This window comes from Acinetobacter sp. WCHA39 (assembly GCF_002165385.1).
Classification (GTDB): domain Bacteria; phylum Pseudomonadota; class Gammaproteobacteria; order Pseudomonadales; family Moraxellaceae; genus Acinetobacter.
In genome coordinates this window covers 38,069-59,721 of sequence record NZ_NHRP01000005.1, presented here as the reverse complement: position 1 = coordinate 59,721, position 21,653 = coordinate 38,069, and the positions used below count along the sequence as shown (strand labels likewise).

General features: G+C 39.7%; 19 protein-coding genes and 1 pseudogene. 13 read left to right on the top strand and 7 right to left on the bottom strand.

Annotated features, from left to right (window positions below; translation table 11 throughout):
- Nucleotides 1-31: 31 nt before the first annotated feature.
- Nucleotides 32-841 (bottom strand): inner membrane protein YpjD, encoded by an 810-nt coding sequence (locus CDG56_RS03980; protein ID WP_087547003.1) that lies wholly within the window; start codon nucleotides 839-841, stop codon nucleotides 32-34.
- 147 nt (nucleotides 842-988) lie between these two features.
- Here CDG56_RS03980 and ffh point away from each other — a divergent pair, with 147 nt between their 5' ends.
- Together ffh and CDG56_RS17560 are read left to right on the top strand one after the other, a co-directional pair.
- A complete protein-coding gene (gene ffh, locus CDG56_RS03975) occupies nucleotides 989-2,395 on the top strand; it encodes a signal recognition particle protein (RefSeq protein WP_016652919.1) in 1,407 nt (468 codons plus the stop codon).
- A gap of 37 nt (nucleotides 2,396-2,432) precedes the next feature.
- A pseudogene (locus tag CDG56_RS17560) lies at nucleotides 2,433-2,555 on the top strand (serine hydrolase family protein); the annotation flags it as partial.
- Here CDG56_RS17560 and CDG56_RS03970 read toward each other — a convergent pair.
- Together CDG56_RS03970 and CDG56_RS03965 are read right to left on the bottom strand one after the other, a co-directional pair.
- Entirely contained in the window at nucleotides 2,525-3,268 is a 744-nt protein-coding gene (locus tag CDG56_RS03970) for a pantothenate kinase (RefSeq protein ID WP_005158532.1), read from the bottom strand. The pseudogene CDG56_RS17560 and the gene CDG56_RS03970 sit on opposite strands and share 31 nt — an antisense overlap.
- A 14-nt stretch (nucleotides 3,269-3,282) precedes the next feature.
- Nucleotides 3,283-4,035 (bottom strand): biotin--[acetyl-CoA-carboxylase] ligase, encoded by a 753-nt coding sequence (locus tag CDG56_RS03965; protein ID WP_087547002.1) that lies wholly within the window; start codon nucleotides 4,033-4,035, stop codon nucleotides 3,283-3,285.
- A 29-nt stretch (nucleotides 4,036-4,064) separates the two neighbouring features.
- Here CDG56_RS03965 and CDG56_RS03960 point away from each other — a divergent pair, with 29 nt between their 5' ends.
- Entirely contained in the window at nucleotides 4,065-4,865 is an 801-nt protein-coding gene (locus tag CDG56_RS03960) for a sulfite exporter TauE/SafE family protein (protein ID WP_087547001.1), read from the top strand.
- On the opposite strand, the gene CDG56_RS03955 is transcribed toward CDG56_RS03960, so the two are convergent.
- Together CDG56_RS03955 and CDG56_RS03950 are read right to left on the bottom strand one after the other, a co-directional pair.
- Nucleotides 4,862-5,404, bottom strand: coding sequence for a GTP-binding protein (locus tag CDG56_RS03955; RefSeq protein WP_087547000.1), 543 nt, complete (start codon nucleotides 5,402-5,404; stop codon nucleotides 4,862-4,864). The genes CDG56_RS03960 and CDG56_RS03955 overlap by 4 nt on opposite strands.
- A gap of 14 nt (nucleotides 5,405-5,418) precedes the next feature.
- Nucleotides 5,419-6,384, bottom strand: a complete 966-nt coding sequence (locus tag CDG56_RS03950; RefSeq protein WP_087546999.1) for a hypothetical protein — start codon at nucleotides 6,382-6,384, stop codon at nucleotides 5,419-5,421.
- 347 nt (nucleotides 6,385-6,731) lie between these two features.
- Here CDG56_RS03950 and CDG56_RS03945 point away from each other — a divergent pair, with 347 nt between their 5' ends.
- The 4 genes from CDG56_RS03945 (at nucleotide 6,732) to ligA (ending at nucleotide 13,977) form a co-directional block, all read left to right on the top strand.
- Entirely contained in the window at nucleotides 6,732-7,427 is a 696-nt protein-coding gene (locus CDG56_RS03945) for a GntR family transcriptional regulator (protein WP_004663651.1), read from the top strand.
- A gap of 10 nt (nucleotides 7,428-7,437) precedes the next feature.
- Complete coding sequence (smc, locus tag CDG56_RS03940; protein ID WP_087546998.1) at nucleotides 7,438-10,887, top strand: chromosome segregation protein SMC; 3,450 nt, start codon at nucleotides 7,438-7,440, stop codon at nucleotides 10,885-10,887.
- Nucleotide 10,888: 1 nt separating this feature from the next.
- Nucleotides 10,889-11,878, top strand: coding sequence for a cell division protein ZipA C-terminal FtsZ-binding domain-containing protein (locus CDG56_RS03935; protein ID WP_087546997.1), 990 nt, complete (start codon nucleotides 10,889-10,891; stop codon nucleotides 11,876-11,878).
- 71 nt (nucleotides 11,879-11,949) lie between these two features.
- Nucleotides 11,950-13,977, top strand: coding sequence for an NAD-dependent DNA ligase LigA (gene ligA, locus CDG56_RS03930; RefSeq protein WP_087546996.1), 2,028 nt, complete (start codon nucleotides 11,950-11,952; stop codon nucleotides 13,975-13,977).
- Nucleotides 13,978-14,054: 77 nt separating this feature from the next.
- Here ligA and CDG56_RS03925 read toward each other — a convergent pair whose 3' ends face one another.
- Nucleotides 14,055-15,110: an SDR family oxidoreductase gene (locus CDG56_RS03925; RefSeq protein WP_087546995.1), complete on the bottom strand. Its 1,056-nt coding sequence runs from the start codon at nucleotides 15,108-15,110 to the stop codon at nucleotides 14,055-14,057.
- Between the two features lie 351 nt (nucleotides 15,111-15,461).
- Here CDG56_RS03925 and ftn point away from each other — a divergent pair, with 351 nt between their 5' ends.
- Nucleotides 15,462-15,926: a heteropolymeric bacterioferritin subunit Ftn gene (gene ftn, locus CDG56_RS03920; RefSeq protein WP_005158484.1), complete on the top strand. Its 465-nt coding sequence runs from the start codon at nucleotides 15,462-15,464 to the stop codon at nucleotides 15,924-15,926.
- A gap of 54 nt (nucleotides 15,927-15,980) precedes the next feature.
- On the opposite strand, the gene CDG56_RS03915 is transcribed toward ftn, so the two are convergent.
- The gene (locus tag CDG56_RS03915; RefSeq protein WP_087546994.1) at nucleotides 15,981-16,559 is read right to left on the bottom strand and encodes a peroxiredoxin; all 579 of its coding nucleotides are present in this window, start codon (nucleotides 16,557-16,559) and stop codon (nucleotides 15,981-15,983) included.
- A gap of 195 nt (nucleotides 16,560-16,754) precedes the next feature.
- On the opposite strand from CDG56_RS03915, the gene CDG56_RS03910 reads away from it, so the two are divergent.
- The 5 genes from CDG56_RS03910 to bioD all read left to right on the top strand — a co-directional run bounded on the left by CDG56_RS03910 (nucleotide 16,755) and on the right by bioD (nucleotide 21,615).
- Entirely contained in the window at nucleotides 16,755-17,468 is a 714-nt protein-coding gene (locus CDG56_RS03910; protein WP_087546993.1) for a hydrolase, read from the top strand.
- 320 nt (nucleotides 17,469-17,788) lie between these two features.
- Entirely contained in the window at nucleotides 17,789-19,084 is a 1,296-nt protein-coding gene (gene bioA / locus CDG56_RS03905) for an adenosylmethionine--8-amino-7-oxononanoate transaminase (protein WP_087546992.1), read from the top strand.
- Complete coding sequence (locus CDG56_RS03900) at nucleotides 19,071-20,225, top strand: 8-amino-7-oxononanoate synthase (RefSeq protein WP_087546991.1); 1,155 nt, start codon at nucleotides 19,071-19,073, stop codon at nucleotides 20,223-20,225. The genes bioA and CDG56_RS03900 overlap by 14 nt, the downstream gene beginning before the upstream one ends.
- Nucleotides 20,222-20,974: a malonyl-ACP O-methyltransferase BioC gene (gene bioC, locus CDG56_RS03895; protein WP_087546990.1), complete on the top strand. Its 753-nt coding sequence runs from the start codon at nucleotides 20,222-20,224 to the stop codon at nucleotides 20,972-20,974. The genes CDG56_RS03900 and bioC overlap by 4 nt, the downstream gene beginning before the upstream one ends.
- Nucleotides 20,971-21,615 carry a dethiobiotin synthase gene (gene bioD, locus CDG56_RS03890; protein ID WP_087546989.1) on the top strand — a complete coding sequence of 215 codons (645 nt, stop codon included), beginning with the start codon at nucleotides 20,971-20,973 and terminating at the stop codon, nucleotides 21,613-21,615. The genes bioC and bioD overlap by 4 nt, the downstream gene beginning before the upstream one ends.
- Nucleotides 21,616-21,653: the final 38 nt, after the last annotated feature.

Here is a 21,653-nt window from a genome sequence, read left to right as displayed (position 1 = left end):
AGTTATTCCTCAAATGGCTAAGTGGTGTTGTTCAACGTCCCAGAATCATTTCTAAAACAAACTTACTACCGATAAAACCAATTGCAAGTAAGATAAAACCTGTAATGGTAAAGCGAATTGCTTTGCGTCCGCGCCAACCGAATTTGTAATGGCCAATTAAAAGCGCACCATATAAAAACCATGAAATAATACTAAAAGCGGTTTTATGAGCAAGATGTTGAGCAAAGAAGTTATCAATTGTAAAAAAGCCAAAGAGAAGTGCAGCAGTAAGTAAGCCAAAACCTGTGATAATTAAATCAAAGAGTACCGATTCCATCACTTGGAATGGTGGAAGTAAGTTAACCCAAATTCGTCTTTTTTGTTTCTTCTTAAGTTCTCTATCTTGAAACCAAAGCAAAACGGAATGAATAGTTGCCATTAGTAAAACAGCATAAGCTGATAAAGAGAGGATGATATGAAGATCTAAACCTAAGCTATGTTGTTCAATGACTTGGTTTGGTTGACTAAAAGCATATCCTAAAATTAAACCAATTGCGGCAACAGGAGTGCCGATTAAATTTAATGGCAAGATTGGTCGAATTAAACTTAAAATTAAACTGAGTGCTAACATCAGCCCCGAAGTGAATGACATCAGGTTAAATACATCATAATTCACGCCAATTGGTGTCATCATATCTTGATAGAGCACAGTACTATGCAGTAGTAGCCCTAGACCAATCATAATCGAATAACACCAAAGATTTGGACTACGTTTTGACATCAAACGTATAAACAAATACCAAAAAGAACTGGTATAGGCTACAAGTGCCAAAATTGTGTAAACCAAGGGGAGACTGATCATGTCAAACCTTTTTCAGGGGGTTGAATAATATTCACTATATAAGATGTAAATTCGCTTCGAACTACAGTATCCTATAGCATCTTACGCATAAATTTTCTATTTTAAGAAAGATTTTTTTGCAACTAGCCATTTTAAGCGGATTTCGCAATGTTTGATACCTTAACAGAACGACTCACACAGAGTTTAAGAAATGTTACTGGCTCAGGGCAGCTGACCGAAGACAATATTAAAGATACCTTACGTGAAGTACGTATGGCACTTCTTGAAGCCGATGTGGCATTACCTGTAACTCGTGAATTCATCGCGAAGGTTAAGGAAGAAGCTCTCGGTCAAGAAGTCATGACTCAGCTTTCTCCAGGTCAGGCATTTGTAAAAATTGTCTATGATGAACTCACCAAAATGATGGGTGAGGCAAATGAGACTCTAGATTTAAGTGCAAAGCCACCTGTCGTGGTTTTACTTGCAGGTTTGCAAGGTGCGGGTAAAACAACAACTGCCGCAAAATTAGCGCGTTTTCTGAAAGAGCGCCAAAAGAAAAAAGTAATGACTGTTTCTGCTGACGTCTATCGTCCAGCCGCAATCAAGCAGTTAGAAACCGTATCCAATGAAGTTGGCGTGGGTTTCATTCCATCGCAAGCATCTGAAAAGCCAATTGATATTGTTAATCGTGCGATTGAACAAGCTAAAATCCAGTTTGCGGATGTTTTAATTGTCGATACCGCAGGACGTCTGCATGTCGATGAAGACATGATGGATGAGATTAAAGAATTACACGCTGCAGTTAAGCCAACAGAGACTCTGTTTGTTGTCGATGCGATGACAGGTCAGGATGCTGCTAATACAGCAAAAGCATTTAACGATGCTTTGGCGTTGACTGGTGTTATTCTCACTAAAACTGATGGTGATGCACGTGGTGGTGCTGCGCTTTCTGTTCGTGCGATTACAGGTAAACCGATCAAGTTCTTGGGTATCGGTGAAAAACTAGATGCACTTGAGCCATTCCATCCAGATCGTGTTGCACAACGTATCTTAGGTATGGGTGACGTACTTTCTTTAGTCGAAGAAGTTGAACGCAAAATCGACAAAGAAAAAGCCGAAAAAATGGCGAAGAAATTGCAGAAAGGCGGAACCTTCAACTTTGAAGATATGCTGATGCAATTTGAGCAAATGAGCAAGATGGGCGGTATGATGGGCTTCTTGGATAAGTTGCCTGGCATGAGTAACTCTGGTATTCAAGATGCGATTGCACAAGCAAATCCTGAAAAGCAAGTGAAAAAAATGGAAGCGATTATTCAATCGATGACCATTAAAGAGCGCCGTAACCCAGATTTGATGAATCCAAGCCGTAAAAAACGTATTGCTGCGGGTTGTGGTATGGACGTTGCTGAAGTGAATAAATTAATTAAGCAACAAGCTCAAATGGCGAAAATGATGAAGAAATTTGCGAATCCGTCAGGAATGAGCAAAATGTTGAAGTCATTAGGTAATATGCAAAAACAATTTGGTGGCGGTAACATGGGACCTTTATTTGGTAGTAATGAACCAAAAAAATAACCTAAAGCTCTCTAGAAAAGGCGCAAATTGCGCCTTTTTACTGAATGCCCAACTGATTGAAGCTGTTCATGCAGGGCATTTTCGCACTAAAGATGGATATTCAATGTTTCCTCAGTTGTTCCAGATACTTCAAACATTGGTTAATGCTGACTTAAGTTGAACGTAATTTTTTAGTCCTTTAAGTAAGAGATCAGATTCAATCAAAGGTCGATGGTGTTGCAGAAATTTGGCAAATATCTCAGCATCTCCGCCTGTTAAAATCAGGTGTTTAGGTGACTGTTGCATAATTTGATCAATGGTACTAATTAGACCTAGCAAGATACCGTGATGCACAGCATCAACCGTGTTGTGTCCTGGTTTCAGATTATCGAATGCAGAATCAGGAATTTTAATACCTTTGGTATTTTGAATCAGTGAATCTCGTTGCAAATATAAATTTGGCAGAATATAACCGCCTAAATGTTGTAACCCTTCTACTAAATCAATGGTCAGCGCTGTACCACAGCCAATCACACAAAAGTTTTGATCAGGTTTTGAAATTGCTAAGACCTGTAACCAACGATCAATCCCGAGTTGACTTGGAACATCATAACCACAACGAAGTCCTGCATAATTAGCATGTACCTGAGCGAAGATAATTGGAATTTCCAAAATATCGAGGATCATTTGAATACGTTGATTATTTTCTGTATCTAAAACAGATGAAATTCCAACCTGACTTAAATTTTGATGTCTAAAATGTTGAATTAAACCTAAGAGTAAATCGGCAGGTGACTGTAAGTGTAATTCGGCAGCATGTTCAAGCACTTGATCATTTTCGGTAATCCAATACTTTAAACGGGTATTACCAATATCCAACCATAGACTTTTCATAAAATGATCACTCCTTAAATGGGTGCGAGGCGTAAACGGCCTTGATAGAAGGCTTGAACATGATCGGTTTTAATGAGTACAGCACCATCATTGGAGATGCCTTGAAAACGCCCTTGAAGCTTACCTTGCGCATGTTCAAACTCAACTTGTTGATTGAGCCATATTGCATGATGGTTAAAGCGTTCAGCTAAATTATAACTGCCATGTTCAAACCATTGAGAAGCCTGTTGAATCGCAGTGTACAGTTCAGCAATCAGTGTTAAACGATCAGTATGAGCTAAACCGAGCATCGTCAGAGAGGTAATTGGCTGATCCGCATTTTCTACAGGGGGTGTGTTCAAGTTAATGCCTACGCCAACAATCGCTTGATGAGGGGAGAGCGGTTCAACCAGAATACCTCCCCATTTTCCTTGAGCACTATATAAATCATTTGGCCATTTAATTTGTAAACTTAGACCTTGTAGGCTTGTCATTTGTAGGATATTTAAAGCAACTTCCAGTGCAAGACGACCATCTAGCGCTGTCTTGCTTTGAATCAGTGTGCTTAAATAAATATTACCTTCAGGAGAAGACCATTGCCGTTGGTGCTGACCTCGACCTTGTGTTTGCAGTGCACTGCAAACTAATCCTGAGCTAATGCCTTTTTGTGCAATTTCACGCATATCATCATTTGTCGATGTTGTCGTCGTTTTGAGCAAGACTATTTCAGGAAATTGATTTTTTGCATTAAGTAATTGCTGAAGCTGGCGAGTTGCTAAATCTTCCATTGTTTTATAAGTAGAGTGGTCATGTGTTTATGGAGTTAATCATATATTTGCTGATTGGCGCAATTGCTGGATTTACTGCAGGTTTGTTTGGTGTTGGCGGTGGATTAATTATTGTACCAATTTTATATATTGTCTTTACTCAAATGCATTATGACCCGAATGTGATCATGCATATAGCTGTGGGGACATCTCTAGCTACAATTATTGTAACATCAATTAGTTCTGTGACTGCTCACCATAAAAAAGGCGCTGTCTTGTGGAATGTATTTCGTAATTTAGCACCAGGTTTGGTTTTGGGGTCTTTCTTCGGTGCAGGTGTGGCGGATTTACTCTCTGGGCAGCATTTACAGTTAATTATTGGTGTATTTGCAGTGTGGATGTCTTATAAAATGTTTAGCGGAGCGCATGCTGTTATTGATCCAAATCGCCACTTACCATCTGCACCATTACAGTTTATTGCTGGTGGTGGAATTGGGGTGGCATCTGCGATATTTGGGATCGGTGGTGGTAGCCTAACGGTACCTTATTTGAACCGTCATGGTGTGGTGATGCAAAAGGCGGTGGCAACTTCAGCGGCGTGTGGATTGCCGATTGCGATTGCTGGTGCAATCGGATTTATGTGGTTTGGTGCAAAAGAACAAATTAATGTGCCAAATACGATTGGTTATGTTCATATTTATGCTTTTCTTGGTATTAGCTCAATGAGCTTTATTACCGCTAAACTGGGAGCAAAAGTAGCACATCGCTTATCATCTGCGATGTTAAAAAAATCTTTTGCAGGCTTATTAGTTGTTGTTGGCTGCTACTTTATTTATAAAGGTTTAATTTAAGTTATCAGCCCATAATGTACTTCAATATTTGCGATCAGCGTCTCTACCAATAGCAAAACATCATCCTGTTGCCGTGCATCGATGAAAAACAGAGGATAATTAACGCCTTGTGTTGCAAGCCAATCTCGGTACATCGAAAGCGTTCTTTCTGGTTTTTGATCAATATGAGTAATCGCAATCACAATATTATCGCCAAATGGTTTGAACGCTTCTACATACTGAGCTAGATCGAGTAGTGGATTTTCTGTGGCGTGGTCAATCATGACAATCGTACCAATTGCACCTTTGCAAATTACAGCCCAAATAAACTCAAAACGTTCTTGTCCAGGCGTCCCGTATAACCCGACTTTGACGCCATCATCTAAAGTAATCTCACCATAATCGATACCGACAGTGGTGAGCATTTTTTCATGCGATTCAAGATCAGTATTTAAAGCCTCGGTGCTGAGTACATCAATTTCCGAGAGGGCCTTTATCGCACTGGATTTACCTGACCCCATAGTTCCACCAAAGACAATTTTATATTGTTGTATAATCATAGAGTTATCCTAGGTTAGAAGCCTAAACGGTTACGTAATCGACCAAACAATTTTTTCATGAAATTTTGTTCAGTCATATTTTGATTATTTTGCGGATGATAGTTGGCTTGATGATCTTTGATAATTTTGCCGTAATTTGCACCTAAACTTGCTGCAACAAATTGTTTGACACGCTGTTCAGGTAATTTTAATTGGCTGGCTACAACTGAAATTTCAGCCCCTTTAGCAAAACAAGCAGCCATACGTAAAATATCTTGGCGCTCAATTTTATTTATTGGTTGTGGCCAAATCTCTAAATAGAAACTTGATGCAGAGGGGGGGCAAAGTTCATTAAAATCTTTTGATGCCCAAAGTAAATTCCATAACCATTGTTTTAAATCTTGTTGTGGAGTCTCTGTGATCCAAAGTTGGTCATTTTGTGTGGCGTAGGTGTAATTTAAGCTTGGATCTGTATGTAATGTTTGTAGCATCGGATTTTGCCAAACCCATTCGTTACGAGGGTCTGCAATTGCAATTAAACCATTGTGATCAAACAACTGAATTTTGCCATTTTTAGGATTGAGGATTTGTTGTAGAACTTCCCCGATTTGTTTCCGATGAATTGTAGTATTCGTTGCTTGAGGTGGGGATACTTTCTCTATCGCAGCATTTTTAGCTAAGCGCTCATTTAGCCATTGATGTAGTGAGTGAAGATGATTCAATGGTAGATATAGAGTGTCATCTTCGATTGAACTATTTTTATCAGGATTATTGGCAATTTGTAGAACATTAATATGGTTATTTTGGATTAAGCTTGTGATATTCGGTGAATCAAAAAAGATATGATTGATCATCAAAATATCGAGATGTGGTTCAGCAATATTGCTCCAATTGACTTGGATATGACTAGGAATAGCATTTTGTATATGTTCTTTTAATTCATTCAATGTTCTGAGACTGAGCCCAAAAATTGCGATATTAACAGCTTGATCAAGACCCATAATGCTACTCATAATTGCTGAGCAATTCAGTAAAATTAATAAAAACGTGCTTTTATTTGTGGAATATATTATTTTATGTGATTAATATCAATAAATTTTTGATAAATAAATTAATTTTCAGATATTCGGTTAGCTCAATTTCGTAAGCTTAACTCATTGATCTTAAACATAAGAAATTTAAATTTTTAACCAAATATTTCCTTAAAATATTGTTTTTATCTTTCGATTGACTTAAAAAGCAATAAAATTGTTAGACAATGATATAGAATTTATGCAGTGAGATCAGTTAAAACAAAAAAGCGCAAATAGCATTGGAATATGCGTATAACAACGATAGCGAGGGGATCATGAATCTCGAAGAGGCTGATAGTCTTTCTGAACAGATTGCAAAATATATTAGTGAACAAATTATTAGTGGTGAGCTGGTTGAGGGAGAGCGTATTCAAGAGCTACGTATTGCGAAAGAATTAGATGTGAGTCGAGGTTCTGTTCGTGAAGCTTTACTACTACTAGAACGTACTTATTTAATTGAAATTTTCCCAAGACGTGGTGCAATTGTTTCTGAAATGTCAGCTCAACAAGTTAAAGCTTTGTTTGATACCAATGTCATGGTACTTGGGCATATTGTGCAACGAATTAGTGAGACTTGGAGAGTTAACGAGGCTGAACAGCTACAGACCTTATTAGATCAACTGGTTGAATTTGTACGTGCTGGGGACATTGAAAAATTCTACGATTCGATTTTTAAATATTTAGCAGATCAGCATGATATGGTGGCCAATCCCTATTTAATGCAATTTTATAAAGAACTGTTGCCTTCGTTACGTCGTAGCTACTTTTTAACCTTAAATACTTCACGTCGTGAATTACAGGAATCTTTTACTCTGTTTAAGTTAGTGATTGATGCTATTTTGATCCGAAAATCACAACAAGCCGCTTTATTTATGGAAGATTTTTGTCGACACTTACGTAACCTTGTGTTGGAATCTCTGACACGTATGAAACAGATTGAATTGGCTTGGGCTAGACGCTCACGCCGCTAGTTAGGGCAGTATGCGTTTAAGCAGTTTAAAACTTTCAGGCTTTAAATCTTTTGCCGATAGTACTACATTACATTTCAAAGCAAACCGTACTGCGGTGGTTGGACCGAACGGTTGCGGTAAATCAAATGTCATCGATGCTATTCGTTGGGTGATGGGTGAATCCAATGCACGTCAGTTGCGCGGCGGTAGTATGCAGGATGTCATTTTTACCGGAACAGCCAAACGTAAACCTGTCGGGGTTGCCAGTGTCGAACTTCGTTTTGATAATACTTATGGTAAATTAGGCGGTGCTTATAATGCTTATAGCGAGCTGGCCGTCCGTCGCCAAGTTACACGTGAAGGTAAGTCTGAATATTTCTTAAATGGCACGCGTTGTCGTCGTCGTGATATCACCGATATTTTTCTAGGAACGGGTCTAGGACCACGTTCTTATGCAGTCATTGAACAGGGTATGATCAATCGTTTGGTTGATGCTAAACCTGAAGAAATGCGAGTGTTTATTGAAGAAGCTGCTGGCGTATCTCGCTATCAAGCACGTCGTCGTGAGACTTTGCAGCATTTAGAACATACTGAGCAAAACTTAGCGCGTTTAGAAGATATAGCTGCTGAATTAAAATCCCAACTTAGAAGTTTAAAGCGCCAGTCTGAAGCCGCAATTCAATATAAGACCTTAGAAGAGCAAATTCGAACTTTAAAAATTGAAATCCTTTCGTTCCAAGCGAATCAAAGTCAGAAATTACAGCAAGAATATACGGTTGAAATGACTGCACTGGGCGAAAATTTTAAACTGGTTCGTTCTGAATCTCAAACCATTGAACATGATCTTGAAGCCACCAGTGCTTTATTCCAGCGTTTAATTCAGCAGTCTTCGCCTTTACAGCATGAATGGCAACAGGCTGAGAAAAAACTGTCTGAATTAAAAATGACCTTGGAACAAAAACAGAGTTTATTCCAGCAAAACAGCAGTAGTTTGGTTCAACTTGAACAGCAAAAATTACAAACCAAAGAGCGTTTACAATTATCAGAGTTACAGGTCGAAACTTTAACAACTCAATTTGATGAGCAAAACGAAAGCTTACTTGCTTTAGAACAGCAGACACAAACGGCTGAGCAAAATTTTAGCGATGTTCAAGCACAACATAAGCAAGCACAACAGCAATTTGAACAACTGAAAATCCAAGTCGATCAGCAACAACAAAAAAAATTGCAGATGGCAGCGCAAATTGAGCAGTTGGGTAAGAATGTGCTACGGATTGAGCAGCAAAAGCAGACTTTGCAAACACAAACCACTCAGATTCGTGCTCAGGTTCAGGATGATGAACAGGCGCAGTTAGAACAATTGCAACAGCAACTGCAACAGGAAATTATTGCGTTAGAAACTACGATTGAACAATTACAGCAGGATGTTCAGACTAAGCAAGATCAACAACAGTCGAACAAAATAGATCTGCAAAGCCTGAAAACTGAAATTCAGGTTTTATTGGCTGAACAAAAAAACCTGAATCAGTTTGTCGCAAAGCAAAGCCCGAAGCAGGATCAACATGCAGTTCGATTGATGCAAAGCCTACGTTTAAGCGCTCAAGCTAAAGCGCATGCTAGCATTATTGAGAAGTTCTTAGCTAAGTGGCTGCAAGCGCAGTTGATTGGGAATGAGCAAGCCTTCCAAGAGGGTATCGCACGGCAGTTAAAATCATCACGACAGCAGCCTATTCAAGTTGCAGAGCTGACTTGTTTGAGTGAATGGATCGAGGCACCACAATCTTCTTTATGGACAAATGTCGCCGTTGCAGAAGATTTAGCTACAGCTTTGCGATATCAAGCGGATCTCCAGCAAGCACAATCTATTCTGACGCTTGATGGTTATCATGTCGGCTCAGACTGGGTGATTGCACTGCACTATGATGAAGACAGTCAAACTGCGCAGGGGATGCTCAGTCATCAGGTGCGTTTAGAGGAAATTCAACAGCAGCTGGCGCAGAAACAACCCCAGTTGCTTGATTTGGAAAACCAGTTTTTCCAACAACAGCAAAGCCTGCAACAGCAACAACAAATCTTGCAGCAACAGCAGCAAAGTGTGAAACAAAAGCAAAAAGAGTTGCAGCAACTGGATGTGCAGATTGCCAAGCTACAAAGTACCGCACAGGCTTTTGTGCTGCAACAGCAGCAACTGACAGAGCAACTTAAACAACTGGATGTGCAGCTTGAAGAAGATGCCATGCAGCGTGATGATCTGGAAATTGACTTACATGCATTGGCACTCAAACTCGAAGCAGTATTGCCAAATTATAAAACCTTGCAGTTTCAGGTGGAAAACTTGAATGAGCAGTTGGATGAGCAACAACAGCAGTTGACTCAACAACAACAGCAGCGTGAAGCTTTACGCCGCCAGACCTCGCAAGCCAATCAGCAAATTGAGCTATTGGAAAAAGATATCTCGTTCCTGAAAACACAATATCGTCAAATCATCGAACAAATTGAGCAGGCCAAGAAGTTTGTTGATCCGATTCAGCTTGAGCTGCCGAACTTGGAGTCTGAATTTCACGAGCAATTTCAGCAAACAGAAAAGCTGCAAAAAAATTGGAATGAGTGGCAACTTGAACTCAATCAAGTCCAAGAGAAACAGCAACAACTCACGGAACAACGTCATCAAGCTCAACAGAAAGACGAGCAGGTGCGTGAGCAGTTAGAGCAAAAGCGTTTGGCTTGGCAAGCTGCTAAATCAGATCGTGAACATTATCTGGAACAGCTGAAAGAATTAAATGCGGAAGCTTTATCTGATCTGTCGATAGAAATGAAAGATCATCAGCAAAAACTGGAAAAAGCGCAGCAGCAATTCGAGAAAATCGGTGCTGTGAATTTAGCGGCTTCACAAGAATACGAAGAAGTGTCACAGCGTTTTGATGAGCTGAGTCATCAGATGCAGGATCTACAAAATACGGTTGATCAGCTTAAAGATGCGATGAAAAGTATTGATCAGGAAACGCGTAAGTTGTTTATGACCACTTTTGATCAGGTTAATCAAGAGTTACAACTGCTATTTCCAAAGGTATTTGGTGGTGGTGAAGCGACTTTAAGCCTTGAAGATGATTGGCAGTCTGGGGTAAAACTGATGGCACGTCCGCCAGGTAAACGTAACAGTTCTCTGGCATTATTGTCAGGTGGTGAAAAGACCTTAACTGCTCTGGCTTTAGTATTTGCGATCTTTAGGTTAAATCCAGCACCTTTCTGTGTATTAGATGAAGTTGATGCACCACTTGATGATGCCAACGTACAGCGGTATTGTAATTTGGTAAAAGAGCTTTCTGAACAAGTGCAATTCATTTACATTACACATAACAAATTGGCGATGACAATGGCAACTGATTTACTGGGAGTGACCATGCCAGAGCCGGGCACATCAAAATTAGTGACTGTCGATTTAGAACAGGCAAAAGAATACGGGTTAGTTGCGGAGTCCTAATATGGAAATGAATACAATAATAGGCATTGTTATCGCCGTTGTGATTATGCTCGTTGGTTTGATCATGATTTTAAGAAAACCAAAACCAGTTGAGCCTTCATTAGAAGCAGATCTTCATGTTAACCCTGAAAGTCAGCAACCTGTGATTCCTCGTCATGTGCGAGATCAACTCCTACAAAGCAATGTCGCCGCTACAGTTGAACGCGTTGAACCAAGTTTTAACACGGCACCGATTGAAGCAAAAGCGCCAGTTGAAACAACTGCTGCAAAAAATATTGTAAAAGCGAGTGAAACTGATGTTGTGATTGAACCTGAGCCAGTCGTTGAGTTCACTAGGAGTGCAAATAAACAAGAGACAATTCCTGAATCGCAGTCTCAAGATGAAGTTGAAGCACTTTTAGCAACGCCAGAAAAAGCTGAGGATGAGAAAGCTGAAACAGAGCTTAGCTTAAACCCAAATATTGCAACTGTTGAAATTGAAGAATTTGATGGTGAAAGCAATATTCTGGATGTGCATCTGCATGAGCAGCAACGCTGTGATGATGAAAGTGCATTGGCGACTGCTGAACAGATCATTGCCCTTAATGTTTATCCAAACCCACGCCGTGCTTTGTCTGGTGATAAAGCTCTCAAAGTATTGTTGAAATACGGTCTGCGTTTTGGAGAGATGTCTTGCTTCCATCGTTATGAAAATACCGATGAGCCAAGTGCCCTCATGTTTTCGGTATTGCGTGTGACGGATCATGGACCTGCTGGTTTTGATTTGGAAAGTTTGTCGGGAGAACAAGTACAGGGATTAGCTTTCTTCCTTGCCTTGCCAAATAGCAAGGCCGTGACAGGCTATGACATGATGACCAGTATCGCAGGCTTAATTGCGCGTGAGATTGATGGTAAAGTTTACGATGAAAACAATCTTGAATTCACGCCGCAGTTGAAAGAACATTGGCGTCATCATGTGATTGATTATCGTCCAAATCAAGCAACCGTCTAATGAATCTTTTATAATAAATTTAGTAAAAATTATAGGGCGGTTTTTCCGCCCTTTTATATGGTGAAATTTAAATGGAACACAACTCGGTTATTGAGCAAATGCGTCAGTTAATTCAACTGATTGCAAAACATAATCATGCTTATTATGTGATGGATCAACCTTCCATTTCTGATAGTGAATATGACCATTTATTTCATCAACTGAAAGCCTTAGAACAACAACATCCAGAATGTATTCAGGCAGATACCCCGACCAATAAAGTCGGTGGTCAAGCGTTGTCAAAATTTGAAAGCGTGACTCATGCAGTGCCGATGCTGTCTTTAGGTAATGTCTTTAATCAGGAAGACTTGTTTGCTTTTGCTCGCCGTATTGATGAGCGTTTACCTAATCAAAAAGTTCAATATGAAGTTGAACTCAAGCTTGACGGTTTGGCGATTTCCTTGTGGTATGAAAATGGTGTATTGGTTCGTGGGGTCACTCGTGGCGATGGTGAGACAGGTGAAGACATTACTCAAAATGTTAAAACCATTCGTAACCTGCCCAAAGTATTATCCAGTCAGCATCAAACCATTCCAGAGTTTCTTGAGGTGCGTGGTGAAGTGCTGATGCCAAAGCAAGGCTTTGAAAAACTCAATGCCGATCAAGAAGCGAAAGGCGAGAAGACTTTTGCGAATCCACGGAATGCCGCAGCAGGAAGTCTAAGGCAGCTTGATCCAAATATCGCAGCCTCACGTCCATTGGCGTTCTATGCTTATGGGATTGCGCAGTGTGTCCCAAATCATGGTTTGGCTACGATGCACGATAGTTTGCATTGGCTGACCAAATTTGGTTTTGAAATTGCTGAACGTCAATTCTTGTGTGCTTCGATTGAAGAAGTTCAACAGCGTTATGAACAAATCCAACAAGAGCGCCCAGATCTTAAAGTCGAAATTGATGGTATGGTGATTAAGGTGGACAGCCTTAAACAACAACAACAACTCGGCTTCCTGAGTCGTGAACCTCGTTGGGCAACAGCTTATAAATTCCCAGCACAAGCCGCTTTAACCAAAGTTGAGAATATTGACTGGCAAGTGGGACGTACTGGAACACTTACCCCAGTTGCGCGTTTAGCCCCTGTATTTGTGGGAGGCGTTACCGTATCCAATGTGACTTTACACAATATTGGTGAAATCCATCGTTTAGATGTACGTGTAGGCGATACTGTCAGCGTCTATCGTACTGGCGATGTGATTCCAAAAGTTGAAAAAGTTTGGGCTGAGTTTCGACCTGCCGATGCAGAGATGGTTCATCTTCCGACCAATTGTCCAGTCTGTGATTCACCTGTAGTGATGCCAGAAGGTGAGGCATTGGCACGTTGTTCAGGTGGCCTGTATTGTGCAGCACAACGGATTGAAGCCATTCGTCACTTTGTATCCCGTAAAGCGCTGGATATCGAGGGCTTGGGGGATCGTTGGGTAGAGTCGTTATTACATCTCGATTTACTCAAAGATGTCGCTGATATTTATCATTTGCATGAACATCGTGACACCTTATTGACCATCGAGAAAATGGGTGAAAAATCCGTTCAAAATCTGATTGATGCAATCGAAGCAAGTAAGAAAACTACCTTGGCACGTTTTATTTATGGCTTAGGTATTCGTGGTGTCGGTGAAACTACAGCACGCATGTTAGCCAATACTTTCCAAACTTTGGATGCTTTGAAAGTAGCCGATGTTGAAGCACTTAAGAAAACGCCAGATGTCGGTGATATTACAGCAGAGTGGATTGCAGACTTTTTCCAAGCACCACATAACATTGAAGTACTCGATCGTTTATTGGCAGCAGGTATTCATTGGGATGCACCAACTGCACCAACACGTCAACCATTGAATGGTGAGAGTTGGGTGGTGACGGGTACACTGGAAACCATGGGACGTGATGAGGCGACACAAAAGTTACAAGCTTTGGGTGCACGTGTCAGTGGTAGTGTTTCCAGTAAAACCAAATGTGTCGTTGCTGGCGAGAAAGCAGGAAGTAAGCTAGATAAAGCACAGAAACTGGACATTCGGGTGATGAATGAACAAGAATTTTTGGCATTTTTAGCGCAGTATGAAAATTAATTTCTTTCTTCTCAAGTTAATTTAAAGTTGATCCTTGAGAAGAAAAAGGCGGCATATTGATGCCGCCTTTTAATGTGTTAAATATATTTTTTAACAATGCCATCATCAAGTAACTGCTGGAAATGCTCACAGACACTTTCCCGAATATCACGATATTGAATACCAAGCTCATTCACACTACGCTTTGAATTAAAGTAGATTGGATATCCCATATTGAGTTTTACAAATTGGCGTGAATGACCAAATACTGGTGCGATCAAGGAAAAAGCTGCTTTAGGCACGGTAAAATGTGGGAAAGGGTATCTGTAGCCAAATTTTTGCGTTAATGCCTTACCCATTTCGAGTAAGCTTAAAGTTCCACCACACACGATATAGCGCCCTTTTGCTGCTGGATTGAGTGCCGCAGCCACATGTGCATCGGCAACGTCACGAACATCTACGATTCCATTCCACATTGGCGGCACACCAAATAAGGTCGTACCATTCCCGAATTGTTGTAATACTTCGATACTGCCTGATTGACTAGCATCAGTGAGTGATGGCCCCATCACCAGTGCAGGGTTAATACAGACTAGACTCCAACGATTTTGTTGCTCGGCCATTTCCCAAGCTTTGCGTTCAGCCGCGACTTTTGAATATGGATAGGGTTGGTGCGTTTCACTACTCGTATTGTTCCAGTGGCTTTCATCAAACTCATTATTCGCGGTATTTTGAATCTCAATCGCATCGCCATAGGTTGAGGCAATGCTTGAAGTGAGAACCACACGTTTGACTGATTCTGTACGATTTACACTATCTAAGACATTTTCTGTGCCTTTAACTGCAGGTTCAATAATGTCTTTGACGGCATCTTTATAGTTAGTGACTACAAAAGGTGATGCAGTATGAATAACAACTTCACAACCTTGCATAGCTTCATCAAAGGAATTTGGTTCGAGTAAATCTGCTTGGTAAAACTGGATTTGTCCTGATGATTTATCTGCTAGATCATACAGGTGCTGAATTTTATTTTTCTTAGATGGATCTCGAACCGTGGCATGAACGCTATAACCCTGATTCAACAGGCGTTCGATAATCCAGCTCGCAATATAACCCGTTGCACCCGTGACCAGAATTGGCTTACTTTTATCCATTTTATTTCCGCATTGTGTTTTTGTGATTGATGTTATTTACCGAATTTTGTATAAACAAACAACAGCCGAGCAGTCATTTTTTAATCTTTCTTGATCAAAATTGCAGTGGAATAAGAAGCATTGCGAATCGTTACAAAAAATCAAACAAATGATTTTCAATAAAATTATCTATTTTAAAAGGTTAAAATGATATGCAAATGCTTCTTTTATTTAGATAAATTAGGCGAATTAAAACTGTAAATGCGTATGTTTCTCATTTTAATTTGATAAAAATCATAAACTTACACAATTTAATTTTGCAAATATGATTTAAGTTCACCATAATATTATTATTCGATAGGAGTAAATATTATGCGTGGCAATCCAGAAGTCATCGACTATTTAAATATGCTCATTGGCGGTGAATTGGCTGCTCGTGATCAATATTTAATTCATTCAAGAATGTATGAAGATTGGGGCTTAAGTAAAATTTACGAGCGTATTGATCATGAAATGCAAGAAGAAGCTTCACATGCTGATGCAATCATTCGCCGTGTCTTATTTTTGGGTGCTCAACCGAATATGAATCGTGAAGACATCAATGTGGGTACAGATGTCGTAAGTTGTTTAAAAGCTGATTTAGCACTTGAATATCATGTGCGTGAAAAACTAGCGACAGGCATTAAGCTTTGTGAAGATAAAGGTGATTACATTAGTCGTGATATGTTGCGTCAGCAGCTTTCTGACACAGAAGAAGATCATACGTATTGGTTAGAAAAACAATTGCGTTTAATTGAATTAATTGGTTTGCAAAATTATATTCAATCGCAAATTTAAACTTTATTTGTCATAAAAAACTCAGCTAACCAAGCTGAGTTTTTTATTTATGAATTATTTTTTAGTTTGGGCTTCTTTTAAATCTTTTAATACTTGATCAGCATGCGTTTGCGTATTCACACTTGTGTAGTGATACATAATTGCACTTTGAGGATTAATCAAGAAACTCTCACGTTTGGCAATTTTTGTAATCCCGAGGTTTCTGACAATACCAAATTTTCCAGCAAGTTCGCCTTTTTCATCTGCCAAAATTGGGAAAGGTAAACCGAGCTTTTGTGAAAACTTTTGATGTGATGCAACATCGTCTAAGCTAACACCCAAAACTACTGCATTCGACTTTAAGAATTGGGGATAAAGTGATTTAAATTGATTCGCTTCTTGAGTACATCCCGCAGTGTCATCTTTAGGGTAGAAATAAAGTACAATCCACTTGCCTTTATATTGGTTTAAAGTGTGCCATTTGCCACTTTGATCTTGTAGTTTAAAATCTGGTGCAGACTGTCCAACCCATTCTTTTTGAGCTGTATTTTGCTTAGAAAAAATAGAAGTTTGCGCTGTACTAAGGCTAGGGATACCAAGTAAAAAAAACAAACTGCATAAAATAATAACTTTGGACTTTATCGTATTCATCATGTTGATCTCAAAGTGTAATAGACTCTACTTTAGCAAATTTCGAAATCATATGGGTTAGAAAATTCTTTAAAGAATTTTGATCCGTTTTATGGTGTCTTTTGAGCAAAGCATTATGAAAGGAATTGATTAGGAAAATAATGACTCGTATAAATCGGAGAGTATACTGCATTCAACTTTTTGGAATTGAGCAAGTGCGTGACTTATAGGATTCTACTCATCACAGGATGGGGCGGTGGAGCAGAATTATTAAAGCCATTACATGAGGCTTTAGAACAAAAGGGATATAGTGTTGAGCGGATTAATATTTTTAATCTCTTGAATGATGACGTTTTACAACAGCATGTCGAACTTGCCGTGAAGTTTGATGTGATTATTGGATGGTCGCTTGGCGGACAACTGGCAACAATCTTGGTCAATCAAATACAACAACAATATGCTGAACAGAAAGTTTTAATCACTTTAGCGTCGAATCCATGTTTTGTTGCTCAAGCAGATTGGATGACTGCCATGCCTGTTGAAAGCTTTATGCAATTTAAACAATCATTTGAACAGGATGCCATTACCACGCTAAAACGGTTTGGTTTATTGGTGTGTCAGGGTGCAAGTTCTGCAAAGAAAGATTTCATAGCTATGCAGAAATTGATTCGTCCACAACCGATTGCATTGCTTAGGGACGGGTTACAGTTGCTAGAGCAATTAAACTTGGTTAAGTTGTATGAAAATTATCAAGGTAGGCAGTTGCATGTCTTTGCCGAGTATGATGCTTTAGTTCCTTACCAAGTTATGCAAAAAACTAAAGATTTAGCTGCAAATAATTCATCTATCGTTTCTGTTGAAGGTGTTTCACATGGCTTTCCATGCTTTATGGTAGAGCAGACTGTGCAAATAATTGAAGATTTTATTCAATAGACGGTTTAATCTTGCTTGAATTGAGAGTTCTCGCAATTTATTTTAGATTTTGACAAGTTTAAGATAAAAAGCTGTTGAGATTTATTGAACGTTCTAATCATTATTGAAATTTACTTTTAATATTCGCTATCGTGGAGGCGACATGGATGTCGCCGTTAGGCTGTGGCATCAAGGATGTGCCATCAGCCTAACAAAAGATTTTTGCTTACTTTTCATCTTTGAAAAGTAAGTACAGCTGAAGGCTTAGCCTGAAATTGGGTGAGTACTCGGAATGACACTGTACAGCACATCGTTAAATATTGAATTTACAGAGGTAAAGGATGACAGACCCATTTGATTTAGAGCATATATGGCATCCCTATACTTCGATGTTAAATCCACTGCCAACTTTTAAAGTGAAACGTGCCTATGGTGCGACCATCGAACTAGAAGATGGGCGAACTTTGGTTGATGGCATGTCGTCATGGTGGTGTGCGATTCATGGCTATAACCATCCAGAACTAAACAAGGCAGTTGCTGACCAATTGCAAAACATGGCGCATATCATGTTTGGTGGTTTGACCCATGAACCTGCAATTGAATTGGGTAAACTCTTATTAAAAATTACGCCGCCGAGTTTAGATAAAATTTTCTATGCAGATTCAGGTTCAGTTGCTGTAGAAGTGGCCTTAAAAATGGCCGTGCAATATTGGGCTGCGTTGAATCAACCCGCGAAAACCAATTTTATTACCACCCGTTCTGGCTATCATGGCGATACATGGAATGCGATGTCGGTATGTGATCCAGTCACGGGGATGCATCAGATTTTTGGTACAAGTTTACCGAATCGAATTTTTGTACCCGCACCACAAAGTCGCTTTGATGGTGAATGGAATCCACACGATATTCAGCAACTCAAACAGCAGATTGAACAGCATCATCACACTATTGCAGCACTGATTATCGAGCCGATTGTACAAGGTGCAGGTGGCATGCGTTTTTATCATCCTGAGTATTTACGCCAAGCCAAGGCTTTATGTGAACAATACAATTTATTGTTAATTTTCGATGAGATTGCCACGGGTTTTGGGCGCACAGGCAAAATGTTTGCTTGGGAACATGCCCAAGTGGAACCAGATATTATGTGTATTGGCAAAGGTTTAACGGGCGGTTATATGACGCTGTCTGCGACCTTGACCAGCAAGCAAGTGGCTGAAAGCATTAGTCGTGGTGAAGCGGGTGTGTTTATGCACGGCCCAACCTTTATGGCGAATCCGCTGGCCTGTGCAGTAGCATTAAGAAGTACCCAACTATTGGTTGAGCAAGATTGGCAAGCCAATATTCAACGAATTGAAAAGATTCTTGCTGAACAATTAACGGATTTAGCTCAGCTCGATCATGTTGCGGATGTACGGGTTTTAGGGGCGATTGGTGTGGTTGAATTAACCAGCAATCTCGATATGAAAACCTTGCAGCAACAGTTTGTTGAACGGGGTATTTGGGTACGACCATTTGGAAAATTGGTCTATGTAATGCCGCCGTATGTGATCACAGATGACGAACTCCATTATTTATTAGCACAGATGAGTGAAGTGGTCAAAAATATGCAAGGAGCAAATGCCAATGTCCTTGCTTGATCATTATGCTGAGCAGCTTGACAACCTTAAACAGCAAGGTAATTTCCGTCAATTTACTGTAAATCAACAGCAGGGAAAATGGATCACGATTCAAGATCGAACCATGTTGAATCTGGCATCCAATGATTATTTAGGCTTGGCCGCTGACTTAAATTTAAGAGAAGAATTTCTTGGTACGCTGAAAATTGAACGAGCGCTCTTTAGTTCATCTTCTTCACGCTTACTGACGGGTAATTTTGCAGAATATGAACTATTTGAAAATAGCCTAAGCATAGCCTTTGGTCGTGCAGCTTTACTTTTCAATAGCGGCTACCACATGAATATCGGTATTTTGCCAGCCTTATGTGATAGCAAAACCGTGATTCTAGCCGATAAACTGGTACATGCCAGTATGATTGATGGTATTCGTCTATCGAATGCTCAATATGTGCGTTATCGCCATAATGATTTGCAGCATCTGGAACAGTTATTGCAAAAGTATCATCAAGATGAACAAGTTGAACGCATTATTGTGGTGACTGAAAGTATTTTTAGTATGGATGGCGACGAAACGGATTTAGCTGCATTGGCGCAGTTAAAGCAGCGCTTTGCCAAAACCATGTTGTATGTCGATGAAGCACATGCGATTGGGGTTAGGGGAGAGCAAGGTTTGGGTTGTGCTGAACAATATGACGTATTGGATCAGATTGATTTCTTGGTGGGAACCTTTGGCAAAGCAATTGCCTCAGTGGGCGGTTATATCATTTGTGATTCGATTATCCGTGATTATCTGATCAATAAAATGCGTCCATTGATTTTTAGTACCGCATTGCCACCGATCTCAATGGCATGGTCAGATTTTATTTTTAATAAAGTATTGAGCATGCAGCAACAGCGTCAGCACTTGGCCGAGATCAGTCAGTATTTACAGCAAGCGGTAATTGCAAAAGGTTTTTCAAGCCCATCGAGCAGTCATATCATTCCAGTTATCGTAGGTGAAAGCCAAGCGGCCATTGAAAAAGCACGCTATGTACAACAACAAGGTTTTTATGCTATGCCAGTACGCCCACCAACAGTGCCACAAAATAGTTCACGCCTGCGAATTTCATTAACCTCTTTGGTGCAAAAAAATGAATTGCAACAACTAGTGGAGTGTTTGTGAGTATTAATAAAGCACTGGTTGCCCAACGTTTTGCCAAAGCAGGGCAAAGCTATGTCGAGCATGCTGTGGTACAGAAACAGATTAGTGCACAATTATTTAAATACCTTAAAGTGTATTGTCCGCAGAACTTAGCCTCTGTGCTTGAGATTGGCTGCGGTTCGGGTAATTTAACTCACTTATTTCATTCTTATTTTCAAGCTGATCAACTATTTTTAAATGATCTTTATGAGGATGTAGATCAGCATTTTTCAACGATTGAAAATATAGCTTGGTTGATCGGAGATATTGAGCAGCTTGAATTACCATCAGAATTGGATGCGATGATTTCAAGTTCAGCTTTGCAATGGATGACTGATCTACCTACGTTATTGCACCGAATTCATGATGCTTTAAAACCCAATGCATATTTCGGTTTTTCCACTTTTGGGTCAGATAATCTCACTGAAATTAAGCACTTGACAGGGCAAGGCTTAAATTATATTAGCTTAGAGTTTTTAAAACGACAGCTTGAACAGCAAAACTTTGAAGTGCTGTTCATTGAGCAAGAAGTGAAGCAGATTTATTTTGATCATCCAAAATCGGTATTGCAGCATTTAAAAGCGACAGGCGTGACCGCAACAGCAAAATCGCATCGTTGGACTAAGCAATCCTTGCAGCAGTTTTATTTAGATTATCAACAGTTTTATGGTGAGCAGGGTTTTAGCCTGACTTATCACCCGATCTATGTGATTGCGCGGAGAATAGCATGAGTGCAGCAATTTATTTTGTCAGCGGTATTGATACTGAAATTGGTAAAACTTATGCCACAGGTTATCTTGCCAAACTTTGGACCGAACAAGGGCAGCGTGTTATCACCCAGAAGTTGGTGCAAACTGGTAATGTCGATGTGTCTGAAGACATTGAAAAACATCGTGAAATTATGGGCAGTGGTTGGTTTCAGGAAGATCATGAAAAATTGACTATGCCTGAAATTTTTACTTATCCAGCTTCGCCACATTTAGCCACGCGTTTGGATGGGCGTGATTTAGATTTTGCAAAGATCGAAGCTGCAACTAAAGAGCTTGCTCAGCGTTTTGATGTGGTGCTATTAGAAGGTGCTGGTGGATTGATGGTGCCTTTAACCACAGAGTTGTTGACCATTGATTATATTGCTCAACATCAATTTCCTGTGATTTTAGTGACTTCAGGACGTTTGGGCAGTATCAATCATACTTTATTGAGTTTAGAGGCATTAAAGCAGCGTGATTTGAATTTGCATGCTTTGGTGTATAACTTAAAGGATGAGTCAAAAGATCCACTTATTTCAAAAGATACCGCAGATTATTTAAAAGCTTATTTGACAAAGCATTTTCCAGAAGCAGAATGGATTGAGTTGGAAAAATTTAACTAACTTTAGATATTTATTGTCTAGTAAATATCTGTGATCGT